11 protein-coding genes are annotated in these 19,263 nt (G+C 25.2%); 1 reads left to right on the top strand and 10 read right to left on the bottom strand.

The annotated features are described in order from the left end of the window. From U744_RS0101145 to U744_RS0101120, 6 genes are read right to left on the bottom strand one after another with little or no spacing between them, the layout of a single operon-like run. Positions 1–1,410: an ABC transporter ATP-binding protein gene (locus tag U744_RS0101145; protein ID WP_025755282.1), complete on the bottom strand. Its 1,410-nt coding sequence runs from the start codon at positions 1,408–1,410 to the stop codon at positions 1–3. Then, positions 1,410–2,657: an ABC transporter ATP-binding protein gene (locus U744_RS0101140; protein WP_025755281.1), complete on the bottom strand. Its 1,248-nt coding sequence runs from the start codon at positions 2,655–2,657 to the stop codon at positions 1,410–1,412. Before U744_RS0101140 ends, U744_RS0101145 begins: the two co-directional genes overlap by 1 nt. Positions 2,658–2,666: 9 nt before the next feature. Beyond that, positions 2,667–3,707 (bottom strand): ABC transporter permease, encoded by a 1,041-nt coding sequence (locus U744_RS0101135; RefSeq protein WP_025755280.1) that lies wholly within the window; start codon positions 3,705–3,707, stop codon positions 2,667–2,669. Beyond that, positions 3,707–4,765 carry an ABC transporter permease gene (locus U744_RS0101130; protein WP_025755279.1) on the bottom strand — a complete coding sequence of 353 codons (1,059 nt, stop codon included), beginning with the start codon at positions 4,763–4,765 and terminating at the stop codon, positions 3,707–3,709. Before U744_RS0101130 ends, U744_RS0101135 begins: the two co-directional genes overlap by 1 nt. 3 nt (positions 4,766–4,768) lie before the next feature. Continuing rightward, the gene (locus U744_RS0101125) at positions 4,769–8,206 is read right to left on the bottom strand and encodes a periplasmic substrate-binding domain-containing protein (protein ID WP_025755278.1); all 3,438 of its coding nucleotides are present in this window, start codon (positions 8,204–8,206) and stop codon (positions 4,769–4,771) included. Positions 8,207–8,218: 12 nt separating this feature from the next. After that, positions 8,219–13,654: a PDxFFG protein gene (locus tag U744_RS0101120; RefSeq protein WP_025755277.1), complete on the bottom strand. Its 5,436-nt coding sequence runs from the start codon at positions 13,652–13,654 to the stop codon at positions 8,219–8,221. A 169-nt stretch (positions 13,655–13,823) separates the two neighbouring features. Between U744_RS0101120 and U744_RS0101115 the strand changes: the two genes are divergently transcribed. Continuing rightward, positions 13,824–14,987: a hypothetical protein gene (locus U744_RS0101115; RefSeq protein WP_025755276.1), complete on the top strand. Its 1,164-nt coding sequence runs from the start codon at positions 13,824–13,826 to the stop codon at positions 14,985–14,987. 300 nt (positions 14,988–15,287) lie between these two features. On the opposite strand, the gene tsf is transcribed toward U744_RS0101115, so the two are convergent. The 4 genes from tsf to U744_RS0101090 form a co-directional block, all read right to left on the bottom strand. Continuing rightward, positions 15,288–16,172 (bottom strand): translation elongation factor Ts, encoded by an 885-nt coding sequence (gene tsf, locus U744_RS0101105; RefSeq protein WP_025755275.1) that lies wholly within the window; start codon positions 16,170–16,172, stop codon positions 15,288–15,290. 30 nt (positions 16,173–16,202) lie between these two features. Beyond that, positions 16,203–17,063 carry a 30S ribosomal protein S2 gene (gene rpsB, locus U744_RS0101100; protein ID WP_025755274.1) on the bottom strand — a complete coding sequence of 287 codons (861 nt, stop codon included), beginning with the start codon at positions 17,061–17,063 and terminating at the stop codon, positions 16,203–16,205. A 334-nt stretch (positions 17,064–17,397) separates the two neighbouring features. Next, the gene (locus U744_RS0101095; RefSeq protein WP_025755273.1) at positions 17,398–17,622 is read right to left on the bottom strand and encodes a hypothetical protein; all 225 of its coding nucleotides are present in this window, start codon (positions 17,620–17,622) and stop codon (positions 17,398–17,400) included. After that, positions 17,603–19,261 (bottom strand): alpha,alpha-phosphotrehalase, encoded by a 1,659-nt coding sequence (locus tag U744_RS0101090; protein ID WP_025755272.1) that lies wholly within the window; start codon positions 19,259–19,261, stop codon positions 17,603–17,605. The genes U744_RS0101095 and U744_RS0101090 overlap by 20 nt, the downstream gene beginning before the upstream one ends. Positions 19,262–19,263: the final 2 nt, after the last annotated feature.

Here is a 19,263-nt window from a genome sequence, read left to right as displayed (position 1 = left end):
TTAATAAATTCCCTTTTTTCAATTTTCAATTTCATTATGAGTACCAAGTACATAATGATCATCATTTATTTTAATTCATTGTGGTTGTACATCTTTGCTGTAATTGTGCATTTTTGGGTCATACACATATCCAACTAAACTTCCCTGAGTTGATTCAATTGAAGGAACAGCATCAAGAAGTGATTTAGTGTATGGATGTAATGAGTTTTTCATAATTTCTTCTGTTTTTCCAATTTCAAGCAAAGTACCTTTGTTCATAACTGCAATTCGATCAGAAATGTATTCAACCATTCTTAAATCATGAGCAATAAATAAAATTGTTAAATCAAATTTTTCCTTTAATTCATTGAAAATATTAACAACTTGTGCTTGAATTGATACATCCAGAGCTGAAATTGGTTCATCAGCTACAAGTAATTGAGGACGTAATACAACCGCTCTTGAAATCCCAATTCTTTGTTGTTGACCTCCTGAAAATTCAAGTGGATAACGACGTAAAACTGATTCATCAAGTCCAACACTTTTTAAAATTTCTTTAACTAAAATTTTCTTGCATTTATTTTCAGATAAACTAGCTTGCTCATTACGATAAACAATTGAATTGATCAAATAATCATAAGCTTTTGTTTCTTTTGGATGTTGTTCAAGCAATTGTTTTAAACTAACATATAATGTATCATATCCATTTTTATCATCAATAGCAATGTCTGAATTATACTTATTAAACAATTTTTTAGTAAAAACACTTTTTTTTGCTTGTGAAGAAATTAGTGCAAAAGTTTCCTTTAAAGTAACCTGATCAATATTATATAAATGAATTTCACGAGCATTTTTGGTGTTTTCAAGCCCTTCAGAAACAACTGCTTCAACATTAATGTGTGGATTAAGTGAATTAGCAGGATCTTGAAAAATCATTTGAACTTTATTTACTAAAAAATTATCAATACGTTTATATTCTTCTAATTTTTTACCAAACTTAAAACCTCGTTTAAGTTTTTTTGGTAAAGTCTCTTCAAGTAATTTAATTTCTCCAAATGAATATGGAATTAAACCTACTAATGCTTTTCCAGTAGTTGACTTTCCTGAACCTGATTCTCCAACAAGACCTAAAACTTCACCTTTGTAAATATTTAAATTTAAATCTTTAATTGCCTTAAAAGCTTTAGAACCTGTGCCATAAGTAACATCAACATTACGAATTTTTACCAAAATATCTTCATTATGTTTTGGAGTAAGCATATCTTCAGTTCCATCAACTAGATAACGCAATTCAGTTTTTGGAAATCCAAAAATATTTTTGGATTTATTTAAAATAAATTTTTTGCCTTGATCATCAGTTCCAAATAAAGAATTTTGTTCATCTAAAATAAAATTTTTACTTGGAATTTCTTTTTTACTAGTTAATTTCATTATTTATTATTTGAAAACTCCTCTCATAATTTTTTAATTAATTTTGGTGGCTGATATTTAGGAGCTCTTTTATCAAGTAGTGAAGATTTAACTTTATGAGTTTCTGAAACATAATAAAAATCAGGTTCTTGCACAAAATCAATATCTAAAGCATAATCATTTCTAACAGCAAAAGCATCTCCTACAATGTTGTTAAGTGAGGAAGGAACACTCCCTCTAATAGTAGCAAGTCTGCTTCCATGATTAACATCAGGCATTGAAGAAATGAGCCCTCAAGTATAAGGATGTTGTGGGTTTTTCAAAATTTCTCGAGTAGTTCCCTCCTCAATGATTTGCCCAGCATACATAATTGAAATATAATCACTAATTGAAGCAACTACTCCTAAATCATGAGTGATGAAAACAATTGATAATTTAAGTTCTTTTTGCAAATCCTTAATAACATCAAGCACTAATGCTTGCACTGTTGGATCAAGAGCTGTAGTTGGCTCATCCATAACTAAAATTTTAGGTTCAAGAGCAACAATGGATGCAATAACAACCCGTTGAATCATTCCACCTGACATTTCATGTGGATAAAGTTTCATTACTGCTTCAGGATCTGAAATTTTAGTTTTTCTTAAAAAATTAACTGCACGTTCATAAGCTTCTTTTTTAGTTTTAACAATTTTATTAATTAACATCCCTTCCATAATCTGAGGTCCAACTTTCATAGTTGGATTTAAAGTGGACATTGGATTTTGAAACACAGCTGAAACAACTCTACCACGATAACGGGAATTTTCTCAATCTCGAAATGTAAAATTTTCAACATGATTGTTATATAACTTAATTTGTCCTGAATCAATGACGGCATTTTCTCCAGTAAGTCCATATAAAAGTGATGTAAGCACACTTTTACCTGAACCAGATTCACCAATTATTGAATGTACTTTTCCTTCATAAATTTCAATTGAAGGACCACGCAAAACTTTATTTTTTTCGCCAGGACGTGCTGGATTGGTAAAACTTAAATGAATATCATTAATTTCAGCTGAAATTCTTAATTTAGTGCCATCTGAAAATTCTTTGTATTTAACATTTTTATAAAAATTTTCTCAATCAAATTTAAAAAATTTATTTTGTTTAAAAGTTTTAAATGGATGAATAATTTTATTGAAATGTTTTTTAACTGAATTTAAACTAGAAGTTAAATGTTGATGGTATTTTGATTTATTAGTTTGAGAATCTTTTTTTTCAAATTTCATATCTAACTCCTATCTTTGTCTTCTTAATGAATCTTGAACACTAGCACCAATTAACTGAACACTAGTTGTAATTAAAATCAATGTAGATGAAGGAATAAACACATAACGCGCATAACTTGGGAATGATTTTTGTCCTTCAGAAATTAAATTTCCTAAAGTTGCAGTATTTTCAATGTTAAGTCCAATAAATGCAAGTGAAGTTTCAGCTAAAATAACACCTGGAATAGTAAACACTAATTGAGTGATTAAAATTGGTAAAATAACTGGAACATAATTTTTAAGAATTTTTATAGTTGGAGTTCCTAGAACTCTTGATGCATCAACTCATTCAAAATTTTTTGCTCTTTTTACTTGAGCTCTAATTTGATTGGCCATTCCTATTCATGAAGTAAATGATAATGAAAAAACAATAACTCAAAAACTCGGACTAACAACAATGGTCATTAAAATTAAAATTAAAATAGTTGGGATCACTGAAATAATTTTAATCAATCATGTCATTACTCTATCAAAACGTTCAAATTGACCCATCATAATTCCAATTGCAACTCCAATAAGAACCTCAATAAAAGTAGTGCAAACTGCAAGAGCAATTGAATAACGAAGTCCTCATCAAAGACGAGCTCATAAATCACGTCCTTGTTCATCAGTTCCAAAAAAATGATAAACTCCATTTGAATCAGTTTGATTTAATTGTAAATATTTGTTACTAATATTGATCTCGTTTGGATTTTGTGTAAAAAAAGGAATAAATAAAGCAAGTGCTATTAAAATTATTAAAATTCAAAATCCAAATACACCACCAGTGTTTTTCGCAAAACGATTAGCAAATTCTTTAAATGGCTTAATTTCGTTTCCTAAATGTTGAGTTGAAGCAAAATCAAATGTTTTTCCAATCATTTTTCAAGCTTGATAATTAAGAGGTTGTAAAATTGGATTTGGAGCTAAATCTTTTGTTTCATTATTGCTTGAACCAAGTTCTTGATTTTGACGTAATTTAGCAATTTTGGATGCAGTAGCCTTTTTTACTTTATCAAAAAATTTAGCCATTATTTACCTCTCCTTCTAATTCTTGGGTCAATTGCTTCATATAAAATATCACGAGTTGCATATGATAAAATAGTTAACATTGCAAAAATGATAATTAAAAATAAAATAACATTGTAATCTTTACTTTGAATTGCTTGTAGCAAAGTTGCTCCTGAACCAGAAATTAAGAAAATTTGTTCAATAAAAATGCTTCCTAAAAATGATCCAAAAATAACAGCGGGGAAAAAAGTTGCAATTGGAAATAAAGATGGTTTAAGTGCATGCTTTCAGACAAAACGATTTTTAGTTAGTCCTTTAAGATAAGCAAATTTAGCATGTACTGAATTTAATTCTCGATTCAATTCTGTTCGTATGTATTTGATATATACAATAATACTTCCAAGTGAAAGAGCAAATCCAGGTAAAATATAACTAACAATATTTTTTGAATCAAAAATATATGGAATTCCAATTGAGCGTCCAATAAACACAAGTAAAAGTGCAAAAATAATTGATGGCACTGATGAAAAAATTGATACTAAAACAGTTGAAACATTATCAATTAGTTTTCCTGGATTTTTTCCAACTCAAATTCCAAGTGGAATTCCAATTGAAATAGTTAGAAAAACACTAAAAATTCCAATAGTAAATGATTTTAAAAATCTCTGTCCAATTCAATCAGATATTGGAGTACCTGGAAAAAGTGATAAAGAAATTCCAAAATCTAGTCTAAACAATCCAGCCATATATTTTAAGTACCGTTGAAACAATGGTAAGTCAAGACCATATTTACTTTCAATTACTTTTCTTGCGGTCTCATCAAGTCCTGCTGTTAAAGAATTGGAGCCAGGAATGGCATTAATAAGTAAAAATGTTATGCTAGTAACAATAAAACCTATGATAAAAAATTCTACAACAATTCTAAGAATTCTAAAAATACCTTGTAAAAGAGGAGAATCAATTTTGGTTAATTTTTGAAATATAGTTAAATCAGTTAATCTTTTACTTGAAAAATTAACTTCATTTGAACTAACATGTAAAACTTTTTGTGTTTTTAAATCTTGTAGTTTCTCTTTCATAAACTATATTCCTCTCTGTCTTGGTAATCCTGGTTTAGGTGGATTAGTTACATCATAAGCATATTGCAATGAAAATCTAAATAAACTTGCTACTCCACCAATTTTAGTAATTTCTCAGTTGGTATCAACTTCCATAAGGGGAATAACTGGAGCTGCATCTCTTACAATTTTTTCATATAAAGTTATCAATAAATAGATTTTTTTAGTGTCATTTCATCCATTTGCAAATTCTTCATCGGTAAAATTACCTGAAAAAAATCTATCAAGCCTTTTTGAATAATCAGAAAGTGACTCTACATTTGTTTGATTAGTTTTTGAATTTACTTTATCATAAGTGATATAACTTAATTCAAAAAACTTTCTTCAATAATTTAACTCTCTTAAATGAAAATCAAATAAAATAGATTTTTCTTTGTTAGAATCTCCATTTTTGTGTAATGCACTTCATGCGATTTTTTTCATTTGATTAATATCTGAAAGATTTAATATGCTTTCAACTAATTGTTTTTTATAATCTTTTGATAAGTTATTCAAACTATTAATCACTAAATTAAAATAAGTTCTTGCTTCAACTTCAAAAGCAAATGGAGAAGTAATTACATCAAGTCTTAAAGCTGTATTTTTTGTTAAAAGAGCTAATTTATCAAATGTGTTTAATTGATATTCTTGACCAGTATATGGATTAAAAGGTTTAATGTGTTCATTTAAAACAATATCTTGAGTTTGAAGTTGTCCATTTGAGTCATTAAATTGAGTTTTAAAGGTAAAATTATTAATTAAATTATTACTTGTAGATTGTTTTAAGTAAAAATAAACATATTCATCAAATAAACGCTTAATTCTTGAAATTTTTAAATTAGTTTTTTCTTTTTTAATTAGAATGTACTCAAATAAATTGGCTAAAAAATTTTTGCTTTCAATTAACTCGGTAATTAAATTATTTGAATTTTGTTCTTTTAATGCATCATTAATTGCAGTTTCTAAATCTTTATATATCTTATTAAAAACAAATGGAATTTCTAAATCTTGTTTAATTTTTACAATCTCTTCCTTGATTAAATTATTTTGATTCATAATTTTATTTAAAAAATCAATGTAGTCTTTTAGAACTAGTTCACGGGTTATGTTAATTTCAGGATTACTTTTTTGCAATTGATTTAAAAATAAATCTGAAGCATAATTTGAATAAGTTCATGAACCAACTGGATTGTTTTTAAATCCAATTTGTTTTTTAACTAATGAATCAATTTCATCATTTTTGAAAAATGAAGCTATGTAATCATGAGCTGAATTTCCACCAATACGATCAAAATTTTGATAAATAATGTCATAGTTTCCTTCTTCTGCAAAAGCTGCAAAAGTATTTTCGGGTAAACTTTTAACTTCAATTTCAACAAAACCATTTGAACTTTTTTTAATAATTTCTTGTAAATAAAGTCCAGCTTTTCTTTGTTCATCAGAAGAGTTATTTAAAAATTTTAAACTAACTGATTTTAATTTTGGATGCTTTGCTTTAAATCGTTCTAAATAAAATTTGGCAGTATCTTTATCAAAAGCTAAATCACTACGATTGGTATTTTCAAATTTGTATGATTTTGATAAATGAACAGCAAAATTATAATTTTGTAAAGGAAATTGTTTATCATTTTCAGTTTTAGTTTTAGCACTATCAAAAAAGTTTTCTAAAGGAATTCCTTCTTCAGTTCGATATTGTCCAAATGAAGTTCAAGTATTAACTGGAAATGAAAAATCTCAGCCAACTACTTTTAACAAATCCTCTCGATTTATTGAATAATAAATAAAGTTTCTTAAATCCTGATCTTGAACATAGCTATTAGCTGCTTTTTCATTATCCAAGTTAAAAGCATAAGCAATGGTTCCATATCCAGAATTTTTATTTAATTGTTCTTTATAAACTGGGTCTGATCAGTAAGCGATAATTCTATTTGCTGGTATATATGTTTGTGAAATATACCCATCTTCATAAAAAGCAGAATTAATTGTTTTATCAGTTGAAAAATAAATTTTAATTTTTTCTGATATGGTATTTGAAGCATCATAATAATCTTTATTTTTGGTCAATAAAATAAATCCATTAGGTCCAAGTACAACATCTTCATTTGGATCGTTAATTTTAAAAGCTCCGGTAGTTAAAAATTCTGATGGTTTTGAACCATATTTATCAATTCCTCCAGCTTCAGTTTCAATATACCTTCTATTAACTGGATATAAACTATCAACAATTTGTGAGAGTAAAAAACCAAGACCAGGTGTTTTGTTTGAATCAAAAATTAGAGTAAAACCATATTTATCTTTTGAAATAGTGTTAATTTCAGGTTCTAATTTTTCAGTAAAACTTTGATATGGATTAGCATACTGGTTTTTTACTAATGTAATAGTTATTTCCTGATTTTGTTCATTTAAATATTTAAATTCTTGAGTTTCAGCATTAATATCAAAACTAGGATTTAAATTTAAATTATTTGCAATTAAGCTATTATCATAATCTAAAAAAAGTTGCCCAGTATAAAAACCTACTTTAAGTGCAGCTTGTTTAATTTTTTCAACTTCCAATTTATCAATTGGTTCTTTTTGTTTATTAAAAACCTCAGATTTTCATGGATTATCATTTGGATCTTGAATTCAATTATTTGTTTTTACATCTTTAATATATCTACGTCTACCTCATGGATTGCTATATTGTTTGTTAAATTTTTTACTGTACTCTTTTTGTGCATCCACAAATTCTTCAGCACCACGAATTCCTCATTTAATTATTTGATCTAATTTTTGAGATGCTGTATTAATATCAAGAATGTATTCAATATAATCACGTAAATCTTGAGCTGAAACAACATCACCATTTGATCAAAGATTATCTCCTTCATTTGTAAAACCAGTAACACTAAGATATTTATTTGGATTTTTTGGACTAGAAATAAAATACATTGATGAACTTTTTGTAACATCAGAGCCAGTTGGTTTTCCTAGTCCTCCTAAAGTCCCAAAATCACTAAGTGGATAAAAACTTCCATTTAAATTTCCATATCCATCATTTTGCTTAAAATTTTCAACATTTTCTTTAAAAATTTGATCAAAATTATCACTAGCGGATCTCCCTGAATCTACTTTAGCAAAATTAAAGCTATTAACTTTTATAACTGATTTTAAAGTGTCAGTTGGACCAGATTTAACAAAAGCTTCAACAAGTGAAGGTATAATACGATCCATTGATTTAAAACGAACATAATTTAAATTATTAATTGGTTCAGTTACTAGTCCAAAATCATATTTTTTTTGAATACTAGTGTTTGCTGGAATATTAGTGCTTGCGTTTGTTCTTGTTTTTGTCTCACAACTTGCACTAATTACACTAATAGGTAATAGTAAAACTGGACTTGAAAATAGTAATGTTTTTTTTATAAATAATTTTCTTTTCATAAATCCTCTTTTTTATCCTGTTACATTAAATTGGTAATCAATTAAAATCACAGGTTTGTCTTCATTAGTTTTTGAAGCATTTATTTTAATTGGAGACTGTTGTGGATCTTTTCCATTTTCAGCTAATTGTGGTTTATCACCAAGTGTAAACAATGTATGCCCATGTTTATCATTAATAGTTTTTCTGTTTTCATCAACAAATTCAATAGTATATTCATGAGTAGGCTTTAACAATGTATTTCTATATTTTGCCATTAATGCATAATCACTAATTCATGAAACAAATCCTTCTTGTTCTAATGTTATTTTAGAATTTGGATCAAGCTGATTTTTTAAATAGAAAATATTATTGGTTTTATTGATGTTAACTGGAAGGAATTTTTCTTCTTTTGTTTTTAAATCAATAAATTTAAGTTCTTTAATTTTATTTGCATATTCTTTTGGAACAAAACCATACATTGCAACTGCATCTAATTTTTCATTTCTATAAATTCCTGAAATAGTTCTACTTCCAACTCCATAATTATAAAGTTGTGAAACAAAATAAGCTCTTGGATGATTGGTAATTTTTTCTCCATTAAAATCAAGTAAACGAATTTTTTCATCAATTCGAGCTTCTCCAGTTATTGGATCATATAAATTCATACCAATATGTTCTTTTTGTCATCTATCTTTAAAGTATCCATTTGATTTGGTATTAAATACTCCAAGATATGATGAATTTAATGTATTAGTTGCAAAACTTGTTTGTTTTAAATCTAAGTTAAATTCTTTTAAAAGATCTATTAGTTTATTTTGTCTTTCATTTATTAATTCAATTTTTTTTGAATTTAAATCTGCTAATTTTTTAGCATACTCTTCCTGAGTTAAATTTAAATCTTCTAGTTTTTTAGCTTTAAATTCACTAACTTCATTATCTATTTTTTCAAGTTTTTCAAAATATTCACCACTAATTTCACTACGTTTTTGATAATATTTATCAGAATCCTTAGTCATAAATGATAAATAAAGTGTTGAATCATTAATACTTTTAAGATTGTTAATTTTATTTAATCAAATTCCAAGCTTTGTTGCATCAACAATATAATCAAGACCAGTATTTGCTTCATTTACATTATTTAAATATGATGGTAAATTTCCTAAATTTTTAGTTTCAGGAATATAAGTAGTTTGAACAAAATCTCTAGTTAAAGTTTCTGAGATATTAAAAATATAATCAGTGAATTTATCATTTAAAAGTGGTTCAGTTCTAGTAAGAAAATAAGATAAAGCATCAGAAGTAGGTTCTCCGTTTGTAAACTCACCTGTGTAAACTTGTGAATATGTCTCAATATTTGAACCATTAAAAACAAAGATCTTTCCAAAAAGTAATTGTAAATCATTAAATCTTAAATTTTTAAAAGCTTTATTTTTGTCATCTTCACTACCATTTTTAAAAGTTACAATTTTTTCAATTATTTCTTTAATGTTTACAATAATATCTTCAATGGTAAATTTTTCTTCAGAAGTTTTAAGCGAAATATCCTCAACATAGTTATCATAAAATGAATTATTTGCAAGATCAACACCATAGTCTTTAGAAAAAATAGCTGAGTTTTTTTCAAGATCATAAACTACATTAAAATCTTTGACCATTAAAAATAAATCAGATTTTAAAAATCTTTTAATAATTTCATTTGCAAGATTTTGTTCACTTGCAATAATATTTGCAAGTTCTTTATTATCCTTTTCTTCTTTTAAAAGTACCTCTTTAAATTTTTCTAAACTAAATTTGGTCTTAACATAATCTAAATCTCAATTATAAAAAACATTTGTACCATTTAATATTTTTGTTGCTTTAGAATAATCAATTGAACCAAATTCAATCATTTTTTCAAGATTATCAAAAACAGGTGATATTTTACTTGAATTATTAAATTTAACTTCAACTGCTACATTATCAGAAAAAGCCTGATTTAATTTTGTTTGATTTAATGTTAAATATGATGTTGAAAATAAATTATATCCAACTTTATAATTCGGAAATTCTTTTGGAGATTCTAGATTTTTAAAAAAATCTGGAATTTCAACTACTTTATTATTTTCATCAATTACAAAAAAGTAAACTCCTGAATCATTAATTTTTGAATTTTTAAATGGATTAAAAGTAAAACCAAAACCATTTCTTAAAGGTACAACAGGTGAATTTTGGAATTTAGCTTCAACTGGTTTTGAAGATTCTGAATTAAAAAATGAAGAAACTTGATCATTAAATTGTGATTGTCATGCATCAGCTTTAAAACCTCTTCTGCTTTTTGTAAATGGAATAACATAAGAACTTGTGATTTTATTTTCAGTTGTAAATGCTAAAGTTTTTCCATAGTATCTAGTTTCAGAACGTATTCCAAAGTATGAGGGGTTTTGAACAGAACCTAAAGAACCAAATTGAGTTGAATTGAAAAATAATAAATTATTAAAATTCTTCAAATCATTTGATACCACATAATAGTAGTTTGATTTTCTTAGGGCATTAGGATTTCTAGAAAAATATTCATTAAATGGCACTCCATTTAAATTAGAAGCTCCTAACATAAATTCATTTTCATCTTCACGATAAATTAATGACTCATATAAATCAACAAATGGTAAAGTAGCATTATTAAGAGTTTTTCAATTAAATTTTCTTTTTCCATCAACCGAACTTGATTGATTGTTTCAACCTGATTCTGTAAAGCTAAATTTATATAAACTAAGAATGCTATTTGAAATATTTTCGGCTTTTTTATTTACATAAGCTAATTCTTGAGCTGTAAGAGGAGTATTTAATTCAACATTAATAACAGGTGAACCATCTTTATTGAAAATATTAATTTTTGTAATAACAATTTGACCATTTTCATTTTGCGCTGTTTCAAATACTGAAACTTTAGGTGTGCTAGATTTTGGATCAAGTTTAATTGGGTTACCCATACCATCTTTTAGTTGTTCTAATAATTCATTTAAAGTAACTGTTTTAAATTCTTTATTTTCATTATTTTTAAAAATAACTTTTCCAGTTCCATTTATAAATGGATTTAAAGTTCCTGAAGCATAATCAAAAGAATTGGCAATGTATAAATCTCCAACATCCACTTTTCTTAATTTGGCTGCTTCTTTTAACCCTTCATCAGTTTGAATGAATCTTCTTCTTTCATTTTTAACAGTGTTAAGAACATTTTTTGAATGTGATCCTCAAATATCTTCGTATGATTCTCATTCAACACCTGAACCATCATTTTTATTATAACCAAACTGAGTAAAAGTACCAACATCAGTTAAATTTCCTAAAGCATCAGTTCTTCTTACTTCAAGTCCAGTACGAGCCTTTAAGTAATTAACAAGAGCTGTATATGAATAAAAAGAACTATCAGTAGCTCCAGCTCTAACATTTAATCCACCAACTAAAACAGCATTATTTGGTGAGTCAAGAGCTTGAGATTTTTCTAAAGTATAATGATGTCCATATTCATGAGCTCCAACATATTTTAGAAAATCAGTTGAAATTCCTTCATAATTTTCTATACTTGAAGAAAGTAATAATGGCAATCCAATTCGATCATCTGGAGTTAAACCATAATATTCTCCATCAGCAATTTTGTATTGATAAACTCCATTTTCATCAATAGTTTTTTCAATGTGTGGTCCAATTTGTTTTTTAATTAAGTATGGATACTTGTCAGTTACTGTTTCAATTAAACCATCATAAGCATCAATAAAAATTTGATATTTTCTAGTATCAAGACCTGTTAATTTATTTCCTTTTTCATCTTTAGCAGTAAGTGATTCTGGAGTTGCTGAAAGAGTTGTTGGAACACCTGCGCCTAAATAACCTAATGCATGTTTAAATGATCTAAAACGTTTTCCAAATTCAACTTTTTTTGCAATATTTTCATTAAGATCTTTAATATCAAATGTAAAAGTAATTTTATCATCTAAATTAATATCTTTTTTAGCTGTAACAAATAAAGTTTTGTCCTTTACTTGAAATTTATCAATTGTATATTTAATTAAATTTTTTGAATCAAAATTTTTAATACTATCTTGAGCTTCAATTTTATTTTGATAAAATGTTTGTATTTTATCTTCACTGTATAAATAAATATCACGATTTAAATATTCATTAATATCATAAAAATCAAGGAAATTTAAAATACTTTCTTTAACTAACTTTTCTAAAAACAATTCAGAATAACGTTGTCCAGCATTAGAAGTAGAATCATAAAGATTGATTCTATATGAATTGTTTTCACCTTTGAGCATTAAAAGTAAATTTGTTGCTTTTTTGTTTTGTTCACCTAAAGTAGTAACATCAGAAATAGTAAAAGTTTGTAAATCACTATATTTATAATCTTTAAAAGAATTTCCAAATGATTTAATTAATTTTTTAAATTCTTCTTCTTTTATATTTTCAGGGAAAATTAAATTTTTTGCTAATGAAGTATTATTAATTACTTGATCTGTACCTGGTGTTATATGTGTTTGAGTCATTAAAAGTTTTTCATGCAATGCCATTGAATCAATAGTATATTTTTCAATTTCAGGTTTATATTTTGGATCGATAATTGCTTTAACTTTTTTTCCTTGGAGTTTAATTGGAAAAGCGATATTTTTAAATGGTCTTAATTGTCCATAGTGATATTTTTTTTCTCCAGGCACCTTTGCGTGATCAAATGAACTTAGATTTTTTAAAATACTAATTTGATCAATATTATTTAAAAAATAATCAGCTTTATCCTTTGAAACATTTTGTTGAAAAAGTTTATAAGTTAATGAATCTGGAGCGTTTCCTTCTCCTCTAATAGAACTAAAAATTGGCATTGAACCAAAAAAGGCGTCAGGAAAAAATTTAATTTCACTAGATTCTTTATGCAATGTTGAATGACTACCTAAAGTAATAGCATTACCATTTCTTTCAACTCCAGGAACAATTCTAAAACTACTTAAAGTTAAAAGATCTGGTCCTCATGCCACATTGCTAATAAATCATTTAGTAAATTCAAGAAAATGTTCAGGTTTAACAGCTAAAACATACTCATTATAAAAACTAAATGAACCATAAGTAATTTCTTGAATAAAACTTTCTGAATAGCGATCATAATATGCCTTAAAAAAATCATCAAATGACATCTTATTTTCAGGTTCATTAACAAATCAATATTCAGATGCATCATCACTCATTTGAGCAACAGTTTGTTTTTTTAAAGGATCAACAATTTTAATAATTGGCTTGAGTTTTCCTTCAACTGTAAAAATTGCACTAAAATCATTCTTAAGTTCTTCTGGTTTAACGCTAGAATGAATTCCTAATACCTCATCTGAATTATTAGCATATGCTATCATACTTCCAATGGTAATACCTGAACCAATTAATATTGTTCCTATTGCTAAAGCAGATTTTTGTAATAGTGATAATTTTAATTTCTTTTTCATGTTAAATAATCACCTTTCTTTTGTGTTTTTAGCGGTCAATTAAAATATTTATTTTAATTGTACCATTTTTATGTTTTAAAATAATTAAAGATAATCTATCTTTATAATTATTTTTTACTTAAAAAATTTTTTTTAAGTAATTTTTATATTTTTTTATTACTTTGTTGTTATGAAAAAATTACATTGAAATTTGAAAAAAAATCTATTTTATGGATTTATTTTTATATGTCTAACAAGTGCAGTTGGTTCTGTTGTTTTTTTATATTTTAATAAAAAATCTAATATGACACTAAAACCTAATTTACCTGAAAAACCTGAATTTTCTCCTAAATTCAAAAATGATTCAAATGAATTTTTTCAATTAAAAAATCAAATAATAGTTTTTGAAAAATTTGTAAAAAATGAATTAAAAAATGTGCAAGAAATTCAAATTTATTATGACAAAAATAACATTCAAACAGTTGTATCAAATTTATTTTATAATAATGAAATTTTTAAAACAATTGGAAGTAATAAATTACTAAATTATTACTTTTGAGAGAAAGTTTTAAATTATAATTTTAATATCTTAAGTAGTTTTAATGATCAAGAAATTGAACAAGCAAAAATTATTATAAAATCTTATCAAATTCAATTTAACTATTTTTTAAATTGATATTCTAAAAAATTAATTTTTTTTAATAAATATTTTAAAAATCTTCATTTTCAAAATTTAATTGATAAATTTAATGAAATTAACAAAATTTTTCAAATAAATGATTTTAATTTTTGAAAATCATTAAACTTACAGCAAAATGAGCAATGATATTTAAATTTTTGAGAAACACTGTTAAAAATAAAATATTTGGATATTTTTGAAATACACACTCATAAAAGTTTTTTAAATTTTATTAATTTTAAAAAAGATAATTTATTAACAATGAATAATTTTATTAAAAAAAATAATCTAGAACTTATAAAAATTAATTTTGATAATTTATCTAATGAAAATTTAATATATTTAAAAAATACCTTAACTAAAATTGATAATTTAAAAGCAAATTTTGAAAAAAATATAAAAAATTTTTTACAAAATCAAATTAGTTATATGCAATTAATTTTTCAAATTGATACTTTTAATTCACAAATTAACTTTTTAGATAAAATTCAAAAAGATGAATTTAATTTTTTAAAAAATCTTGGCATTTCAAATCAAAAACAAGAAAAAATTACTATTTTAATTAATGATTTAAAAAATGAAATTATTAATAATAAAAATATTTTTTTAAATAAAAACAAATATTTATTTAAAAAATATGAGCAACATTTACAAAAATATAAATTTTCATGGTAGTTTTTTGCATTTTTATAATCTATAAATTAAATGTTTTTAATTTGTTTTTCAATATTTAAAATATTTTCTCTTTATTTAATCTATTGTATTTAACAACTGCTAAATTTTAATATTTAGGACCATCCTTGTTATTTAACTTTTGACATAAAACACTTAATAATACACCTATATTAAAAACTAAAATGGATAAAATGGTTACTTTTTTAATCATTATTTTCCTTTTTAAAAATTTTTAAATAAAAAACACACAAACAAAACTCTTTTTAAAAGAATTGTTTATGTGCTTCAAACTTATTTTTACTATCCTAGCTTTGCAGCTGCTGCAACTTCTTCGGCAAAATTGGAAGTGGCTTTTTCTATCCCTTCTCCTACTTCAAATCTAATTGCCTTAACAAGAGTTAACTTATTGTTTGCAAGATATTTTTCTACTGATACTCCATCATCCATTACAAAAGGCTGGTATGATAGAACAAATTCAGACAGTTGTTTATTGAATCAACCTTCCTGAATTTTTTCTTGAATATTTAAAGGTTTTGAATCAAAACCTGCAGGTTTTTCAAAATTATTTTTAATTTCCTGAACTCTTTCAGATGGAATATCTGAAAGAAGAGTATATTCTGGATTCATAGCTGAAACATGCATTGCCACATTTCTAGCTACATCAGCATTTTCACCATTTACAACTACAATAGCTGCAACTTGGTTGTTTGTGTGTACATAAACTCCTAGAGTTTCATTATTTTTAGCCTCAATTGAAACAAAACGTCTTAAAGAAATTTTTTCTCCAATAACTGCTGTTGCTTCAGTTAAAGCTTCTTCAATTGTTTGTCCATTATTTAGCCTATAAGATAATGCTTCATCTAAATTTTTAATATTGCTATTAAAAATAGTTGGTGTAATTTCATTAATTAATTTAATAAATTTATCATTTTTAACTACAAAATCAGTTTCTGAGTTAATTTCAACTAAAATGGCCTTCTTGCCATTTGACATTGCAGTAACAACACCTTCAGCTGCAATGCGGCCAGCTTTTTTAGCTGCCTTCACAATTCCATTTTCTTTTAACCAATCAATAGCTGCATTAATATCGTAATTTGTAGCTTCTAAAGCTTTCTTAACATCAACTAAAGCAGAATTAGTTCTTGCTCTTAATTCTTTAATTTTTTCTAATTTTGAATCAGCCATAATTTGTTTTCCTTTGTTTAATTAAATATTTTAATTATTGTTGTTGTTAGTTTGAATTGTGGTTTGGTTTTGAACAATTTCTGTTCTTTTTGATTGAAATTCTGGTAAAATAATCTTTTCATCTGGTTGATATGCAAATAATTGCTCTTTACCTTGAGCTTTTGCAATAGCATCAGCTAAAATTGTAATTAAAAGTGTAATTGATTTTGCTGAATCATCATTAGCTGGGATTCCAAAATCCACACTTTCTGGATCAGCATTCGAATCAAGAAGTGAAATAACCTTAATTTTTTTGCTTCTTGCTTCTTTTACAGCAATTGCATCATCAATTGGATCTGCAACAATCATAATCTCAGGAAGTCTTTTCATATTCTTAATTCCATCAAGATTTTTATGTAATTTTTCAAGTTCTTTTTCAAAAACCAATGCTTCTTTTTTGGTATATCCTTTAAATCCATTAGCTTTCTTTTCTTCTAATTCATTCATTCTTCTTACACGCGACATGATTGTACGATTGTTGGTTAATGTTCCACCAAGTCATCTTTCTGATACATAATGTGCCCCAACTCTTAATGCAGCTTCTTTAATTACATTTTTTGCTTGTTTTTTTGTTCCAACAAAAATAAATGTAGCATTTTTTGTAACTGCTTTATTAATAAGTGAATATGCAAATTCCAAATATTTTTGAGTTTTGGTTAAATCAATAATATGAGATCCTTTATTTTTCTTATTAGGAACAAGAAAATCTTTCATTTTTGGATTTCAATCTTTTGCTTTGTGGCCAAAATAAGCACCAGCTTCTAGTAATTTATCTTTTGAAACAATTGGAGTTATTGATTTGAGTGGTTTTTCAACTACTTTTTTAGTTTTTACTTCTTTATTACTTTCCATTTTTTCCTTTAGTTTGTTTTGCGATTAATAACTTTTTCTAACACCTAGCACTCAAATTATCAGAGCACACCCAAGTGAATCCAAAGTTACCCAAATAAAATTAAATTTTAATGTTTTAATGTTATATTAAATATAAAACCTAATATTTATTTTAACACAAAAAAACAAAAAAATTTTTTTTATCTTAATATTTTAAATAATTTTTTAATACTTATATATTAAAATATCTAATATATCTAAATTAAAATATCTAATATATCTAAATTAAAATATCTAATATATCTAAAAAATAAAAATTCCTATACATTAAAAAGTTAAGATAATTGAAAATTAACTATTTGTTTATTTTTTTAAATCCCATACGTAATAAATTATATGTAATAGCAAGATATATTAAATACAAAATAATAAGTGAACTAAAAAATAAAGCTACATTAGTTAAAGCAGAGTATTTTCTAAATTCTGTAAGTGATAAAATTAAACTTGGTATAAAACTAAAAATAAATGCAAAAATAAAGTGAACTTTAGGGTATTTATTTTTAAAAAATCTTCTTTTCATAACTTAATACAACAAAATTTAATGGTTCTAAAATTTTAAAATCAAATTTTTTGTTTTGATAATTGCTAAATTTAATTTTATAGTTAAAATTCAAATTTAAAAAGCTGCTTATTTTTTGGTTTTGTTGAGATAAATTAAATAAAAATAATAATTTGTTTTGCTTAAATTTACGAGTAAAAACAAATAAATTATTTGAAGATTGTATAAATTTAATATCACCATTAGTTAATACTGAATTGTTTTTTCTTAATAAAATTATTTTTTGATAAAAACTAAATACAGAATTAGGATCATTTATTTGAGATTCCAAATTTATTTTAGAATAATTTTTATTCACTTTAATTCAAGGAATATGTTTAGAAAAACCTGCGTAAACTTGATTGTTTCATTGAAAAGGAGTTCGAGAATTATCTCTGCTTATTTTTGATAGTATTTTTAAAACTGTTTTTTCTGACTGTTTTTTAATTTGAAAATGATAAAAATTAGTAGATTCAACATCTTGATATTTTTTAATATTTTGAAAATCTCCATTGGTCATTCCAATTTCTTCTCCTTGAAAAACATAAGGAACACCAACTAATGAAAATATTAAACCTGCAAATAATGTTGATGATTGATATCAATATTTTTTAACATTTCCAAAACGCGAATTAATTCTTGGTTGATCATGATTGTTTAAAAACAATGCCATGGTACTATTATTTGCCAAAAAATGTTCTTGTCAATTAATTAAAATATTTTTAAATTCTTTTTTACTTCATCTTTTAAGATTTCATTTTTGTTCATTTTTGTAATCAACTTTTAAATGATGAAAATTAAAAACCATTGATAGTTCATCTAAATTTGAATTAGAATATTGCAAAGCATTTTTAATACTAGTTGATGAAAGTTCACCCACAGTAATTGAATTTGATAATTTTCCAAATGTATTTTGATTTAATTGCTTAATAAAATTGTGCACTTCAGGTCCATCAGTATAGAATTCTCTTCCATCACTTTGTTCTAAATTGCAATCAATAAATTGTTTTGGTTTTGAAATTAAATTAATAACATCAAAACGAAAACATTCAATTCCTAAATTGATTCAATAATTAACAATTTTAAAAATTTCACTTTTTACTTTAGGGTTGTTTCAATTTAAATCAGCCTGAGTTTTATCAAATAAAGCCAAATTTCATTTGTCAATTTCAGGATTATATTTTCATGCTGGGCCTCCAAATTTAGATTTTCAATTTGTTGGAGGATTATTGTTTATATTGTCTTTGAAAAAATAAAATTCTTGGTATTTTTTATTACCTTTTAAGGCTTTTTGAAATCACTTGTGATAAATTGAACTATGATTTAACACCATATCTAACATAATTTGAATATTGTGCTGTTTAGCTATTGCAATTAATTCTTTAAGATCATCTAAAGTGCCAAAAAGTGGATCAATTTCATAATAATCACTAATATCATAAAAATTATCATAACGAGGTGATTTAAAAATTGGTGTTATTCATAATACATCAACACCAAGTTTTACAAAATAATCAATTTTTGAAATAATTCCTTTTAAATCTCCAAAACCGTCATTGTTACTATCTTTGAATGATTGCGGATAAATTTGATAAATTATTTTATTTTTTAAATTTAACATAA

It is taken from the genome of Mycoplasmopsis cricetuli ATCC 35279 (assembly GCF_000526955.1).
GTDB classification, from domain to species: domain Bacteria; phylum Bacillota_I; class Bacilli_A; order Mycoplasmatales; family Metamycoplasmataceae; genus Mycoplasmopsis; species Mycoplasmopsis cricetuli.
Note: the sequence above shows the minus strand (reverse complement) of the source record. Positions and strands in the feature narration are given on the sequence as shown.